We start from the raw sequence: 13,868 nt of genomic DNA, 5'->3' as shown, positions 1-13,868 counted from the left end.
GAGATGCCTACGATTCCTGTTAAAATTAAGCCCCAAGGTGTGGCTATCGCCGAGCCCCAGCTCGTCGAGATGAGCGTTGATATGCTTCTCGTCGGCGGCGGCATGGGCAACTGCGGCGCAGCCTACGAGATCTGCAGCTGGGTTGACCGCAAGTACAAGGATCTGTCGGTCCTGCTGGTCGACAAGGCCGCCATGGAGCGTTCCGGCGCCGTGGCCCAGGGTCTGTCCGCCATCAACACCTACCTTGGCGACAACAAGGCCGACGATTACGTGCGCATGGTCCGCACCGACCTGATGGGCCTCGTTCGCGAAGACCTGATCTACGACCTTGGCCGTCACGTCGACGATTCCGTGCATCTGTTCGAAGAGTGGGGCTTGCCCTGCTGGATCAAGGAAGGCGACCACAACCTGGACGGCGCCCAGGCCAAGAAGGCCGGCAAGTCCCTGCGCAAGGGTGACAAGCCCGTGCGTTCCGGCCGCTGGCAGATCATGATCAACGGTGAGTCCTACAAGTGCATCGTGGCCGAGGCTGCCAAGAACGCCCTGGGCCAGGATCGCTACCTGGAGCGCATCTTCATCGTGAAGCTGCTCCTGGATGCCAACACCCCGAACCGCATCGCTGGTGCTGTCGGCTTCTCCCTGCGCGAGAACAAGGTGTACGTCATCAAGGCTAACGCCATGCTGGTTGCCTGCGGCGGCGCGGTGAACGTTTACCGTCCCCGCTCCACCGGTGAAGGCCTCGGCCGCGCCTGGTACCCGGTGTGGAACTCCGGTTCCACCTACACCATGTGCGCTCAGGCCGGCGCTGAGATGACCATGATGGAAAACCGCTTCGTGCCCGCCCGCTTCAAGGACGGTTACGGACCGGTTGGCGCCTGGTTCCTGCTCTTCAAGGCCAAGGCCACCAACTACAAGGGCGAAGACTACTGCGCGACCAACGCCGCCATGCTGAAGCCCTACGAGGAGCGCGGTTACGCCAAGGGTCACATCATCCCGACCTGCCTGCGCAACCACATGATGCTTCGCGAAATGCGCGAAGGCCGTGGCCCCATCTACATGGACACCGCCTCCGCTCTGCAGAGCACCTTCGCCAAGCTGACCCCCGAGCAGCAGAAGCACCTCGAGTCCGAGGCTTGGGAAGACTTCCTCGACATGTGCGTTGGCCAGGCCAACCTGTGGGCCTGCATGAACATCAAGCCCGAGGAAAAGGGCTCCGAGATCATGCCCACCGAGCCTTACCTGCTCGGCTCCCACTCCGGCTGCTGCGGCATCTGGGTCTCCGGTCCGGACGAGGACTGGGTTCCCGAGTCGTACAAGGTCAAGGCCGACAACGGCAAGGTGTACAACCGCATGACCACGGTCAACGGTCTGTGGACCTGCGCTGACGGCGTTGGCGCTTCCGGCCACAAGTTCTCCTCCGGCTCCCATGCCGAGGGTCGCATCGCCGGCAAGCAGATGGTCCGCTGGTGCCTCGACCACAAGGACTTCAAGCCCACGTTGAAGGAGAAGGCTGCCGATCTCGCCAAGGAGATCTACGCTCCCTTCTACAACTTCGAGAAGGGCAAGGCTGCCTCTACTGACCCCGTGGTCAACCCGAACTACATCACGCCCAAGAACTTCATGATGCGTCTCATGAAGTGCTCGGACGAGTACGGCGGAGGCGTTGGCACCCTGTACGTGACCTCCAAGTCCCTGCTCGAGACCGGCTTCAAGCTGCTGCAGATGATGGAAGAGGACAGCCAGAAGCTGGCCGCCCGCGATCTGCACGAGCTTATGCGCTGCTGGGAGCAGTTCCACCGCCTGTGGACCGTGCGCCTGCACATGCAGCACATCCACTTCCGTGAAGAGTCCCGCTACCCCGGCTTCTTCTACCGCGGCGACTACATGGGCCTGGACGACGCCAAGTGGAAGTGCTTCGTGAACTCGAAGTTCGATCCGACCACCGGAAAGACCACGATCTTCAAGAAGCCTTACTACCAGATCATCCCGGATTAGTTTGACCATGGGCTGCGGGCCGAAAGGCCCGCAGCCCTTTTTTCCGCTCCGGCAAAGTGGCCTGGGCCTGATCCGGGAACTTGGGGGGAGTCCGGCTTAGGCTTGGGCCATTTTGTTGGCGAGTCCCGCTAGATTCGAGGAGGACTTCACATGTCAAGTAAAAGTATACTGGTCATTGGAGGAGGGTTCGCTGGAATCACCTCCGCCTTAGAGGCCGCCGAAATGGGTCATGAGGTTTTCCTTATCGAGAAAAGCCCATTTCTCGGCGGGCGGGTGATGCAGCTCTATAAGTATTTCCCCAAGCTGTGTCCTCCTTCGTGCGGCCTCGAGATCCAGTTCCAACGCCTGAAGAAGGCCAAGGACAAGGTCAAGGTCTTCACGCTGGCCGAGGTCGTGTCCGTCAACGGCGCCAAGGGCGACTACAAAGTCAAGGTGCGTATCAAGCCCCGCTATGTGCAGCCTAACGGCAGCAGCCTGACCGAAGCCGCCGGAGAGCTGTCCGCAACGGTGGAGAACCCCTTCGAGTTCGGCCTGGCGACCCGCAAGCCCCTTTACATGGATGTGCCCTTCGCTTTCCCGCACCGCTATGTGCTGGACAAGGATGCAGCCACGCCCGAGGATCTCAAGAAGCTTGCCGGCAACGAGTACATCAACTTGGAAGAGACGGCCAAGGAGATCGAGCTCGACGTGGGCTCCATCATCGTGGCGACCGGCTGGAAGCCTTATGACCTCAAGAACCTGACCAACCTTGGCGGGGGCAAGATCAAGGACGCCATCAGCAACATGCAGATGGAGCGCCTTGCCTCGCCCAACGGCCCGACCGGCGGCAAGATCGTGCGCCCCTCGGACGGCAATGCGCCCAAGTCCGTGGCGTTTGTCCAGTGCGCCGGATCGCGTGACGAAAATCATCTGAACTACTGCTCCTACATCTGCTGCATGGCCAGCCTCAAGCAGGCCTGCTACCTGCTCGACCAGTATCCCGATGCGCGCATTACCATTTACTACATCGACTTGCGCACTCCGGGCCGCTACGAGACGTTCCTGAAGCGTGTTCTGTCGAGCCCCAACGTCACGACGGTCAAGGGCAAGGTCGCCGCGGTCGAGGATACTGCCGGCGGCAAGGTGCTGGTCACTGTCGAAAACGCCATCACCGGCATCAAGGCCCAGGACGCTTACGACCTCGTTGTCCTGGCTACGGGCATGCAGCCGAGCCTTGCCGTTGAAGGCCTGCCCTTCGATTTGCCTAAGGACGAAGAGGGCTTCATCATCGGCGGCGCCGAGCAGGGCATATTCGCCGCAGGCTGCGCCAAGGTGCCCCTCGACGTCATGAAGTCGGCCCAGTCGGCTACCGGCGCCGCGCTCAAGGCCATCCAAACCGTGGTAGGGAGGTAGCGTCCAATGCCGCAGAAAATTGGAGTCTACTTTGATCAATCAAGCGTCGGGCAGTACCTCGACCTTGAGGGTCTGTCGACGTACGTAAAGAATCAGTTCGGGGATCTCACTCCGGTAGTGAAGATCCATCCGCGCCTGAACAGCCAGGCGGGACGCGAACTCATCCAGGCGGATCTCGATTCGGGCGCAATCGACACCGTGTGCGTTTGCGGCACTTCGCCGCGCGTGGACTGGGACATCTTCGACTTTGGGCCCGGTGTGCTGGTTGACCGCGTCAACCTGCGCGAGCAGTGCGTCATGTGCTACAAGAACCCCGATGGAACGCTTCCGCAAGCCGGAGCGATTCCCGAGGATCTCAGGCTCATGGCCCAGGATTACGTGAAGATGGGCGTGACCAAGCTGACCAAGATGGGCATGTCCGATCCGCAGGTCATCGAGTCGGTGCGCACCATCCTCGTGCTGGGCGGTGGCTGGACCGGACTGACGTCCGCGCTCAATGCCGCCGCTCTGGACTACAACGTGGTCCTGGTGGAAAAAGAGCAGGTGCTGGGCGGTTACGCAGCCAAGCTGTACAAGACCGTCCCGCTGGCCTACCCATACACGGACGCTCACGACACTGGCATCGACCTGAAGATCGCCGCGGTCAAGGCTCATCCCAAGATCACCATCCATACGGGTACGTCCCTGGTCGAGCTCAAGGGCGCGCCCGGCAAGTACGAAGCCAAGCTGGCCAACGGCGAAGCCTTCCCGGTTGGCTCCGTGGTGTTGGCCACCGGCTTCAAGCCCCTCGATCCCAACCTCCTGGCTCCGCTCGGCTACGGCAAGTCCAAGGACATCATCACCACCATGCAGTTGGAGGAGATGGCCAAGGCTGGCAAGATCGTGCGGCCCAGCGATGGCCAGCCCGCGCGCAACGTGGTTTTCGTGCTCAGCCTGGAAGCCATGCTCGACGAGGCTCTTGCCAAGGCCGCCGAGTGGCGCGAGAAGATCAAGAATCCGGAGCCTGTTGGTGAAGCGACCGATTCGAAGGATCAGCCCAAGGAAGAAAAAGCCGAGGGTTTCGTCTTCGAGAAGCTGGAAAGCATCAGGCACATGCCCTTCAGCAACGAGGTCAGCACCCTGACCGCGCTGAAGCAGGCCCGCTACGTGCGCGAGTTCAGCAAGGATGCCGTGGCTTACGTCTTCTACGATCACATGATGGTCCCCGGCATCAATGAGCGTTACTACAAGGCCGCCCAGGACGAGTCCGGCGTCATGCTGGCCAAGGGCACGGTCTACGAGATCGGCATGGCCGGCGGCCAGCTGACGGTCAAGGCCCGCGATACCCTGCTTGGCAGCGACATCGAGGTTCCCGCCGATCTGGTGGTCCTGCCCACGGGCATGGTGCCCACCACGGCCATGGATCCCGTGCTGAACCTCCAGTACCGCCAGGGTCCGGCCCTGCCCGACCTGGTGCTCTTCGACGGCTTCGCGGATTCCAACTACATCTGCTTCCCGTACGAGACCCGCCGTACGGGCATCTACGCCGCCGGCACGGTTCGTCAGCCCATGCTGATGGCCCGCTCCGAGGACGATGCCAACGGCGCGACTCTCAAAGCCATCCAGTGCCTTGTGTCGGCGAACCGCGGCATGGCCGTGCACCCGCGTTCGGGCGACTCGTCGTATCCGAAGTTCAACTTCGTGCGCTGCACCCAGTGCAAACGCTGCACCGAGGAGTGTCCCTTCGGCGTGCTGGACGACGACGAAAAGGGAACGCCGCAGCCCAACCCGTCGCGCTGCCGCCGCTGCGGCACGTGCATGGGCGCCTGCCCCGAGCGTGTCATCAGCTTCGACAACTACAATGTCGACATGATCGGCTCCATGATCAAGCAGATGGAGATTCCGCCCGACATGAAGAAGGGTGGTCCTCGCGTGCTGATCCTGGTCTGCGAGAACGACGCCTATCCGGCCATCGACATGGCCGCCATGCGCGGACTTCGCTGGAGCCCCTACGTGCGCTTCATCCCGGTGCGCTGCCTGGGCTCGGTCAACTCCATCTGGATCGCCGACGCCATGTCCAAGGGTACTGACGGTGTCATGTTGCTGGGCTGCAAGTTCGGCGACGACTACCAGTGCCACTTCGTCAAGGGTTCGGAGTTGTGCAATCGGCGCATGGTCAACATCGCCGACTCGCTCAAGCGTCTGGGCGTGGAGCCCGAGCGCGTGGTCCAGGAGCAACTCGCTATCGACGAGTACGACCGCGTGCCGACGCTCATCGATAACTTCATCAATTATATCCTGAAGATCGGGCCGAACCCGTTCAAGGGCTACTAGGAGGGAACGCATCATGGCGAACGTGATCAAGGCCGACCTCCAGTTCGTCCAAGAACTCCAGTCAGTGGGCGGAGACGCGCTGAAGAAGTGTTATCAGTGCGCCACCTGCAGCGTAGCCTGCCCTCTGGCTCCCGCCGAGAACCCCTATCCCCGCAAGGAGATGGTCTGGGCGCAGTGGGGTCTCAAGGACCGGCTGGTCAACGACATCGACATCTGGCTCTGCCACAACTGCGGGACCTGCTCCGACCTGTGCCCGCGTGGGGCCAAGCCGGGCGATCTCATGGCGGCCATGCGCAACATGGCCTACCGTAACCTCGTGGAGCCGACCGTCGTCGGCAAGTGGATGAGCTCGTCCAAGTACCTGCCCATCCTCATAGCCATCCCGGCGGCCATCTACCTGCTCATCTGGATCATCCGCGCCGGGCAGTTGGGTTCCTTCTTCCCGCTTTTCGTGGAGGAGGGAGGGCATTTCGTGCTGGCCCCCGAAGGAGTCGCGGGAGCCGTGAAGTACGGCGGCCTCTTCCCCGGCGACTTCACCATCGACCCTGTCTTCGGTTTGGTGGCGCTCTTCGTGGCCTTTATCTTCTATAAGGGCGTCATGAAGCTCATCAAGGGCTTCCAGGACACCACGCCCAAGACCTTCGTCGTGGGCGAGCATGGACAGGTGAGTTGGATCGACGCCATCAAGGACGTGCTTTTCGGGCAGGTGGCCACGCACGCCAAGTGGAAGCAGTGCGGAGATACCGAGTCCGACAAGCACCGCTTCACCGGCCACTTCACGCTGTTCTGGTCCTTTGTGATACTGGCGATCGTCACTTCCATCGTGGCGGTCACTCACTGGGGAGGCAAGATAATCCCGTTTATCGCGCCCATCGGCCATACGCCCATGCCCTTGTGGAGCCCGGTGAAGATTATGGCCAACGTGGGCGCCATCATGCTCCTGTTCGGCCTGACCGTGCTGACCAAGCGTCGCCTGAATCAGGATCCTTCCAAGCACGGCTCCAGCTTCTACGACTGGTACCTGCTCGGCGTCATCTGGGCCGTGGGTTTGACCGGTATTTTCAGCCAACTGTTGCGCTTGGCCAATGTCCCTACGCTGGCTTATCCCATGTACTATCTGCATCTGGTCAGCGTGTTCATGCTCTTTGTCTATCTGCCCTGGTCCAAGCTCGGGCACCTCGTGTACAGGACCGCGGCCCTTGTCTATGCGCGTAAGACCGGCCGTATTGCGATGCAATCGAGAGAAGAAAAAATATTTGTCGTTTAAGTAAGGAGGATTCTACCATGGCTGAAGCGAGAAAGACCTTCCCCATGTCCGTCTTCACCGCGTGCATCAAGGGCGAAAACAAGGATGCCCAGAAGCGCAACGTGGCTGAGATGCTTGGGTTCATGACCAAGAAGGACATCGACGCTGAGTTCGAGCCTTTTGCCGCCGCAATCTCCAAGGCCTACATCTACGAGCAGCATCCCGAGCTCGTGAAGATGAGCGCCGGCGAGGTTGCCGGTTTGGGTGATCAGGTCTCCGTCCAGGAGTTGCCCACCAAGGCGCAGGCCGAAGTGGATGCCGTGTTCGCCAAGCTGGTGGAGTATCGCAAGACTGTCGCCGAGCAGGGCGCCAAGATCGCCGAGCTGGAAAAGGCCCTGGCCGAGACCAGCGCCAAGCTGGGCCTGAGCGAGAAGTCCTTGGCCGAGTACAAGGCCAAGGCCGATAAGCTTGAAGCCAGCTCCAAGAACGAGGGCGAGAAGGTCTTCGTGGCCTCCGAAGCCAAGGTTACCGAGCTGAACAAGGTCGTGACCGACCTGGCCGGCGAGATCGACAAGGTCAAGTCGAGCATCATCTCCATCCTCAAGTCGGCTCCCACCGCCGGTGGCGCTGCTGCCGCGGGCGAAGCTCCGGGCGCTGGCGCTCCCGAGACCGGCGGCGCTCCCGCCGATACCTTCGGTTTCGGCTCCGACCCCTTCAGCGACAGCAAGTGGTAGACCGAATCCTTTGATCGTTGTTTGTGCAAGCCCCGGCCCGTCTGACGGACCGGGGCTTTTTTCAGGCCGAAATGCCTTATGGCCGAATCATGTCCAATTTTCCGCATCCGAGAACATGCCTCAAGGCCTCTTTAAAGCATTTTGCATTTCAGACGCTCCCTTCGGCGTTGACGGCGGAATTACATTCCGCCTACGCCTGCGGGGCGGCAAGCCATGCCGACGCATGGCTTGCAGAGCATTTTCAAAAGCAAAATGCTCTAAACCATTTTGGCAAATGCGCTATTGCTGAAAGTGGCGATGTGAAGGCGACGAACAGGCTCGGCGCGTGTCGTTGCGTTTTGTCGCAACATACTTGTGAACGCGATTTAGATTCACCGAGAAAATTTGCCAAAAATGATCAAGCGACAGAATTGCTTGATTTTTGTCATATTTTTCGATTATAAAGTTGGTCCTATGGCACACCTCTGTCTTGAAGACGTCAATGTACATTTTGGAGGGCTTCAGGCTCTCTCGAATGTATCCTTTGAGTTGAAGCCCGGCGAAATTCTCGGTCTCATCGGCCCCAACGGGGCAGGCAAGACAACCATCTTCAACGTCATTACCGGCGTCTACCGTACCTCCGGAGGCACGGTGGCTTATGACGGCGATTCGCTCAGCGGTCTGCGTCCATATCAGCGGCTGAAGCGCGGCATAGCCAGGACCTTCCAGAATATTCGCCTGTTCACGGCCATGACGGCCCTGGAGAACGTAATGGTCGCGCAGCACAGCCGTACCAAGGCTGGCGTTGTAAGCGCCGTTCTGCGCCTTCCGTCTCAGCGCCGCGAGGAGCGGCGCATCCAGGAGAAAGCCATGGCCGCCCTGGAGTTCGTGGGCATGGCCGACAAGGCCGATACAGTGGCCCGCAACCTGCCTTACGGCTTGCAGCGCCGCCTGGAGATCGCCAGGGCCCTGGGCTCGGAGCCCAAGACAATCCTGCTCGACGAGCCCGCCGCCGGGTTGAATCCGGTGGAAAGCACGCAGCTCATGGCGCTCATCAACCGCATTGCCGAGTCCGGGATCAACGTGCTCATGGTCGAGCATGACATGAAGGTCGTCATGGGCTTGTGCCACCGGCTGGTTGTCCTGGACCATGGCGAGCTGATTTGCCAGGGCACGCCCGGCGACGTGCGTTGCGACCCCAAAGTGATCGAAGCCTATCTCGGGCAATAACAATCATCGGGAGGTGCTAGCATGCGAAGGATCCTTGCAACAATCACGACCGTCGCCTTGCTTCTGTGCGCCGGCACGGCCACGGCAAAGACGCTCAAGATCGGCAGTCTGAGCCCGCTGACCGGCCCCTACGCGGCTGATGGCAACGATATCGCCAACGGCACCCGCGCGGCCATCGCGGTCATGCAGGCCGAGGGCGGCATCCCTGGTTATGACAAGATCGAGCTTTTCGCCGAAGACACTGCTTGCGATCCGCGCCAGGCCGTGGCAGCCGCCAACAAGCTCATCAACGAGGGCGTTGTCGGCGCTGTCGGCGCCTACTGCTCCAGCGCCACCATTCCCGCTTCCGAGGCCTTGGCCGAGGAGGACATCATCATGATCACCCCGGCCTCCACGAGCCCCAAGGTCACCGAGCGCGGCCTGCCCTACATGTTCCGCATATGCGGCCGTGATGACGATCAGGGCCCGGCCGGCGTCAAGTTCATGAAGGAATTCCTCAAGGCCAAGACCGTGTTCATCGTTGACGACAAGACCACCTACTCACAGGGCCTTGCCACTGAGGTTGCCAACAACGCGGACAAGAACGGCATCAAGGTCGTGGCTCACGACCACGTGAACCAGGGCGACAAGGATTTCTCCGCCGTGCTGACCAAGGTCAAGCAGGCCAACCCCGACGCTTTCTACATCAGCCTGCAGAACTCCTCCTCCGGCGCGCTCATGATGATCCAGGCCAAGCGCATGGGCATCAAGGCCGCCTTCATAGGCCAGGACGCGGTATATCATCCGCAGCTCATGGAGATCGCCAAGGATGCCGCCGAGGGCGCGTACCTGACCTTCGGCTACACGGACAAGGCCACTCCCGAGTACAAGAAGTTCTACAATGCCTACAAGAAGATCAGCGGCGAGCCGGGCGCTTACTCAGCCTACTCTTATGACTCAGCCTATGTGCTGCTGACGGCCATCAAGCAGGCCGGCTCCACGGATGCCGAGAAGGTCAAGGCCGAGATCATGAAGCTGAACCTCAAGGGTGCATCCAAGCAGCTCAAGTTCAAGGAAAACGGCGATTCCGGCTCCGATTATGTCATCTTCAAGGTCCAGGGCGGCAAGTTCGTGCCCTTCTGGAATCCGTCGACCGGCAAGACCATGTAGGTTGCGACTCGCGCTTGGGCGCGGGTTGACTTGACGCGGATAGACTGGGGGAACGCTCCGGCGTTCCCCCTCAACACCCTGGACTCCAATGGATTTCTTCATCCAGCAGTTCGTCAACGGCATCACCCTGGGCGGGGTCTACGCGCTGGTGGCTCTAGGCTACACCATGGTCTACGGCATCATCCAGCTCATCAACTTCGCCCATGGCGAATTTTTCGCCGCCGGTGGGTACGTGGGCGTCATCCTGCTCTCGTTCCTGGCCGCCCACGGCATTATGGACACTCATCCCTGGCTGGGGCTGGGCATAGCGCTGCTTCTGACCATGGGCTACTGCGCCATGCTGGCCATGGCCGTGGAGAAAATCGCCTACAAGCCGTTGCGCCAGTCATCGCGGCTTGCCGTGCTCCTGTCGGCCTTGGGCATGTCGATTTTTCTGCAGAACGGTCTCATGCTCACCCAGGGCGTGTATGACAAGGCCTATCCGATAGGCTTCACGGCGGGAGGGTGGGATTTCGGCAATGTGCGCATCTCGCTCATGCAGGTGCTCATCCTGGGGCTTACGGCAATCCTCCTGGTGGCGCTCAATGCGCTGGTCTTTCGCACCAACATCGGCAAGGCCATGCGCGCGACGGCCCAGGACAAGGTCATGTCCGCCCTGGTAGGCATCGACTCCAACCGCATCATTGCTCTGACCTTCGCCATCGGCGCGGCTCTGGCCGCGGCAGCCGGCATCTTGGTTGGCCTGTATTACGGCAGCGTGCGCTACGACATGGGCTTCGTTCCGGGCATCAAGGCCTTCGCGGCCGCGGTGCTGGGCGGCGTCGGCAATATCACGGGCGCCATGCTCGGCGGGTTCATCATCGGCATGGTCGAGATCATGGCCGCGGCATATATTCCGCACGGCGGCGAGTACAAGGACGTCTTCGCCTTCATCATCCTCATTGCCGTGCTCTACTTCATGCCCACCGGCATCATGGGGGAGAACGTCGATGATACCCGCGTTTAGCCGGCCCTGGCTGTTCCTGGCCGTGGGGCTGGCCTGGTTCTTCCTGCTCCTCTGGCCGCTCCTGGGCATCCATGCCGACGGCACCTTGACCTTTGACAAGAGTTTCCAGGTCTGGATTCGCGTAGCTGTGGCCGCGACCATATTCGTGGGCCTGCGGCAGCTTAATAAAGCCGGCGCGTTCAATTACATTACGCGCCCTCTGGCGAAGGTGAGGGAATCCGGGCAAAGCGCGGCCAGCCTCATTCCCAAGCCGGTTTGGATCCTGCTGGCCCTGGCTGTTGCCCTGGCCTACCCGCAGTTCACCGGCCGCTATGCTCAGGATGTGGCCGTCAGCGTGCTCGTGTACGTCTGCCTTGGCCTGGGACTTAATGTGGTCGTGGGACTGGCCGGACTGCTGGACCTGGGCTACATCGCTTTCTACGGAGTAGGCGCTTATACTTATGCGCTGTTGTCCGTGCACTACGGAGTGCCTTTCTGGCTTTGCCTGCCCATCGCTGCCATGCTGGCCAGTCTGGCAGGTTGCATCATCGGCTATCCCACTTTGCGCATGCGCGGCGATTACCTGGCCATCGTTACACTGGGCTTCGGCGAAATCATCCGCATCATCCTGAACAACTGGATGGAATTGACCAACGGACCCAACGGCATCCTGGGCATCGAGGCCCCGAGCATGATCGTGCCGGATTTCGAGGACGGCCTGGGCTTCGAATTCATTTCCCTGCGCAAGCTGCAGTATCTTTATTATGTGGTGCTGTTCCTGGCCGTGTTCACCATCGTGGCCGTGCATAGGCTCAATTTTTCGCGAATCGGCCGGGCCTGGGAGGCCATCCGCGAGGACGAGACGGCCGCCGAGCTCATGGGCGTGAACACGTTTCTGCTCAAGCTGCTGGCCTACGCCATGGGCGCGGTGTTCGGCGGTCTGGCCGGGGCCTTCTTCGCCGCGCGCATGCGCTTCGTGAGCCCCGAGAGCTTCACCTTCCTCGAGTCGGCCATGGTGCTGGCCATGGTGGTCCTTGGCGGCTTAGGCTCCATCCCAGGCGTCATCCTGGGCGCTCTGGCCCTCGTAGCTCTGCCCGAGGTCTTCCGAGGCTTCGAGCTGTACCGCATGCTGGCCTTTGGCGGCGCCATGACGCTCATGATGCTCGTGCGTCCCGCGGGATTGTGGCCGGCCAAACGCATGGGCCGCAGGTCCGAGGAGGCGGAATAATGGCCGAACCGATCCTGGAACTGCGCAACGTAAGCGCCCACTACGGCAATATCCAGGCCCTCAAGGGCATATCGCTCAAGGCCTTTCCCGGCGAGGTCGTGACCATCATCGGCGGCAACGGCGCGGGCAAGTCCACCACGCTCATGACCATCTGCAACGTCATCAAGGCCTCCGGTGGCGATGTCCTCTACGAAGGCCATTCCATCCTCAATTTGGCTTCGGCCAAGCTCGCTCCCATGGGCCTGTGCCAGGTGCCGGAAGGCCGGCGCATTTTTCCGCGGCTGACCGTGGAGGAGAACCTCGAGATGGGCGCCTTTTTCCGCAAGGATAAGGCCGGCATCAGCCGCGACATGGAGCACATCTTCGAGCTGTTCCCCGTGCTGCGGGAACGCCGCCGCCAGCCCGGCGGCACCTTGTCGGGCGGCGAGCAGCAGATGCTGGCCATCGGCCGCGCGCTCATGGGCCGTCCCAAGCTGCTGCTGCTCGACGAGCCTTCCTTGGGCCTTGCCCCGCTCATCGTGCAGCGCATCTTCCGCATCGTGGAAGATATCAACAAGCAGCAGGGCACGACCATCATGCTTGTGGAGCAGAACGCCAATGTGGCTCTGCGCATGGCCAGCCGTGGCTATGTGCTGGAGACGGGCAAGGTTGTCATGGAGGGCGAGGCCGCGGCTCTGCTGGATAACCCCGCCATCCGCGCGGCTTACCTGGGCGAATAGGCGCTTGCGAAAGAGCTGGGAAGGGCTTTGCCTGCCAGAGCGGCTCGCTCCTCCCCAGACCCTCCCAGCAAGGAAATAATTCCCCTGCCTCCCTCATTCTTATTGGCAATTGCTTGAGCTAGCGCTGTTCTTTGGCAGATTTCCACAACAGACCCCGCCAGTAGCAACCTGGCGGGGTCTGTTGTTTGGCCATTCAGTCTCGTGAATTGTAAGTCACCCTTGATACGGCGAAGCTGGAGCGAAAGGGCGAATAACTCGCTTACTGTGTCGTGCAGTCGCGGCGTTACCATCCGACAGCTTCAAGCGTGAGCAGAAAGGCCAGGATGAGCGTGCTGACGAAAAAGATCGTGCGCCAATCGTCCCACCCAAGCAGCTGTTGCAGCTTGTTGTGTCGGAACGGTCCTCGTTGCAGCACGGTCCGGTTGAGGCGGTCGTAAGACACGGTATAAGCCCAGCTGCCCAGGAGCATGCCGGGCACGCCGCCTACGAGGGCATCCAGGCTGCCTTGTCCCACTGCGCCGGCCATGGTCCCCGGGCAGTAGCCAAGCAGGCCGAAACCCACGCCGAAGATAAGTCCTCCCATGGCCGTGGCTCCCCATGCGCCTTGCTTTTCCTTGATGCGCACGATGCCGAAGCGAGCGAGAAGATGCGTGCCGAGCATGCCGGTGAGAACTGCCGTCAGCAGGACTTTGGCCACGGTCCAATCCTGCAGCAGAAGCTGCCCCAGCAGCCGCTCATAGCGGGTAATGCCAGCACGCTGCAGCAGAAAACCGAAACATATGCCCACCAGCAACCCCAGCAGGAGCTGCAGGCGTCGGTTGTTGCGGATACGTTCAATCATGAGGCTACCCCGTTCATTCGGATGACAACGCACCAGCGGCATTGCCGTGGCTACTAT

12 protein-coding genes are annotated in these 13,868 nt (G+C 61.0%); 11 read left to right on the top strand and 1 reads right to left on the bottom strand.

From position 1 onward, the window contains the following. The first annotated feature begins 3 nt into the window (after positions 1-3). The 11 genes from aprA (at position 4) to H585_RS0100125 (ending at position 12,970) form a co-directional block, all read left to right on the top strand. Positions 4-1,995, top strand: coding sequence for an adenylyl-sulfate reductase subunit alpha (aprA, locus tag H585_RS0100170; RefSeq protein WP_014258547.1), 1,992 nt, complete (start codon positions 4-6; stop codon positions 1,993-1,995). Between the two features lie 150 nt (positions 1,996-2,145). Next, positions 2,146-3,387: a CoB--CoM heterodisulfide reductase iron-sulfur subunit A family protein gene (locus tag H585_RS0100165; RefSeq protein ID WP_027366264.1), complete on the top strand. Its 1,242-nt coding sequence runs from the start codon at positions 2,146-2,148 to the stop codon at positions 3,385-3,387. Between the two features lie 6 nt (positions 3,388-3,393). Next, on the top strand, positions 3,394-5,700 hold the full coding sequence (locus tag H585_RS0100160; protein WP_027366263.1) for a hydrogenase iron-sulfur subunit: 2,307 nt from the start codon (positions 3,394-3,396) through the stop codon (positions 5,698-5,700). Positions 5,701-5,713: 13 nt separating this feature from the next. Continuing rightward, complete coding sequence (qmoC, locus tag H585_RS0100155) at positions 5,714-6,967, top strand: quinone-interacting membrane-bound oxidoreductase complex subunit QmoC (protein WP_027366262.1); 1,254 nt, start codon at positions 5,714-5,716, stop codon at positions 6,965-6,967. 17 nt (positions 6,968-6,984) lie between these two features. Continuing rightward, positions 6,985-7,680: a hypothetical protein gene (locus H585_RS0100150; protein WP_027366261.1), complete on the top strand. Its 696-nt coding sequence runs from the start codon at positions 6,985-6,987 to the stop codon at positions 7,678-7,680. A gap of 89 nt (positions 7,681-7,769) precedes the next feature. Further along, the gene (locus tag H585_RS22970) at positions 7,770-8,123 is read left to right on the top strand and encodes a hypothetical protein (protein ID WP_138708152.1); all 354 of its coding nucleotides are present in this window, start codon (positions 7,770-7,772) and stop codon (positions 8,121-8,123) included. A gap of 10 nt (positions 8,124-8,133) precedes the next feature. Next, positions 8,134-8,889, top strand: a complete 756-nt coding sequence (locus H585_RS0100145) for an ABC transporter ATP-binding protein (protein ID WP_027366260.1) — start codon at positions 8,134-8,136, stop codon at positions 8,887-8,889. A 21-nt stretch (positions 8,890-8,910) separates the two neighbouring features. Continuing rightward, the gene (locus tag H585_RS0100140; RefSeq protein ID WP_027366259.1) at positions 8,911-10,038 is read left to right on the top strand and encodes a branched-chain amino acid ABC transporter substrate-binding protein; all 1,128 of its coding nucleotides are present in this window, start codon (positions 8,911-8,913) and stop codon (positions 10,036-10,038) included. Between the two features lie 88 nt (positions 10,039-10,126). Beyond that, entirely contained in the window at positions 10,127-11,044 is a 918-nt protein-coding gene (locus H585_RS0100135) for a branched-chain amino acid ABC transporter permease (RefSeq protein WP_005988228.1), read from the top strand. Next, complete coding sequence (livM, locus tag H585_RS0100130; protein WP_014258539.1) at positions 11,028-12,251, top strand: high-affinity branched-chain amino acid ABC transporter permease LivM; 1,224 nt, start codon at positions 11,028-11,030, stop codon at positions 12,249-12,251. Before H585_RS0100135 ends, livM begins: the two co-directional genes overlap by 17 nt. Then, on the top strand, positions 12,251-12,970 hold the full coding sequence (locus H585_RS0100125) for an ABC transporter ATP-binding protein (protein WP_027366258.1): 720 nt from the start codon (positions 12,251-12,253) through the stop codon (positions 12,968-12,970). The genes livM and H585_RS0100125 overlap by 1 nt, the downstream gene beginning before the upstream one ends. Positions 12,971-13,253: 283 nt before the next feature. On the opposite strand, the gene H585_RS0100120 is transcribed toward H585_RS0100125, so the two are convergent. Next, the gene (locus H585_RS0100120) at positions 13,254-13,811 is read right to left on the bottom strand and encodes a YeeE/YedE thiosulfate transporter family protein (RefSeq protein WP_027366257.1); all 558 of its coding nucleotides are present in this window, start codon (positions 13,809-13,811) and stop codon (positions 13,254-13,256) included. Between the last annotated feature and the right edge of the window lie 57 nt (positions 13,812-13,868).

The organism is Desulfocurvibacter africanus subsp. africanus DSM 2603 (assembly GCF_000422545.1).
In the GTDB taxonomy this organism is placed as follows: domain Bacteria; phylum Desulfobacterota; class Desulfovibrionia; order Desulfovibrionales; family Desulfovibrionaceae; genus Desulfocurvibacter; species Desulfocurvibacter africanus.
The sequence above is the reverse complement of the archived record's forward strand: the minus strand, read 5'-3'. Positions and strand labels throughout refer to the sequence as shown.

Bases quoted from the DNA above. Each gene is read 5' to 3' on its own strand.
- aprA (WP_014258547.1), top strand. From the start codon at position 4: ATGCCTACGATTCCTGTTAAAATTAAGCCCCAAGGTGTGGCTATCGCC.
- H585_RS0100165 (WP_027366264.1), top strand. From the start codon at position 2,146: ATGTCAAGTAAAAGTATACTGGTCATTGGAGGAGGGTTCGCTGGAATC.
- H585_RS0100160 (WP_027366263.1), top strand. From the start codon at position 3,394: ATGCCGCAGAAAATTGGAGTCTACTTTGATCAATCAAGCGTCGGGCAG.
- qmoC (WP_027366262.1), top strand. From the start codon at position 5,714: ATGGCGAACGTGATCAAGGCCGACCTCCAGTTCGTCCAAGAACTCCAG.
- H585_RS0100150 (WP_027366261.1), top strand. From the start codon at position 6,985: ATGGCTGAAGCGAGAAAGACCTTCCCCATGTCCGTCTTCACCGCGTGC.
- H585_RS22970 (WP_138708152.1), top strand. From the start codon at position 7,770: ATGTCCAATTTTCCGCATCCGAGAACATGCCTCAAGGCCTCTTTAAAG.
- H585_RS0100145 (WP_027366260.1), top strand. From the start codon at position 8,134: ATGGCACACCTCTGTCTTGAAGACGTCAATGTACATTTTGGAGGGCTT.
- H585_RS0100140 (WP_027366259.1), top strand. From the start codon at position 8,911: ATGCGAAGGATCCTTGCAACAATCACGACCGTCGCCTTGCTTCTGTGC.
- H585_RS0100135 (WP_005988228.1), top strand. From the start codon at position 10,127: ATGGATTTCTTCATCCAGCAGTTCGTCAACGGCATCACCCTGGGCGGG.
- livM (WP_014258539.1), top strand. From the start codon at position 11,028: ATGATACCCGCGTTTAGCCGGCCCTGGCTGTTCCTGGCCGTGGGGCTG.
- H585_RS0100125 (WP_027366258.1), top strand. From the start codon at position 12,251: ATGGCCGAACCGATCCTGGAACTGCGCAACGTAAGCGCCCACTACGGC.
- H585_RS0100120 (WP_027366257.1), bottom strand. From the start codon at position 13,811: ATGATTGAACGTATCCGCAACAACCGACGCCTGCAGCTCCTGCTGGGG.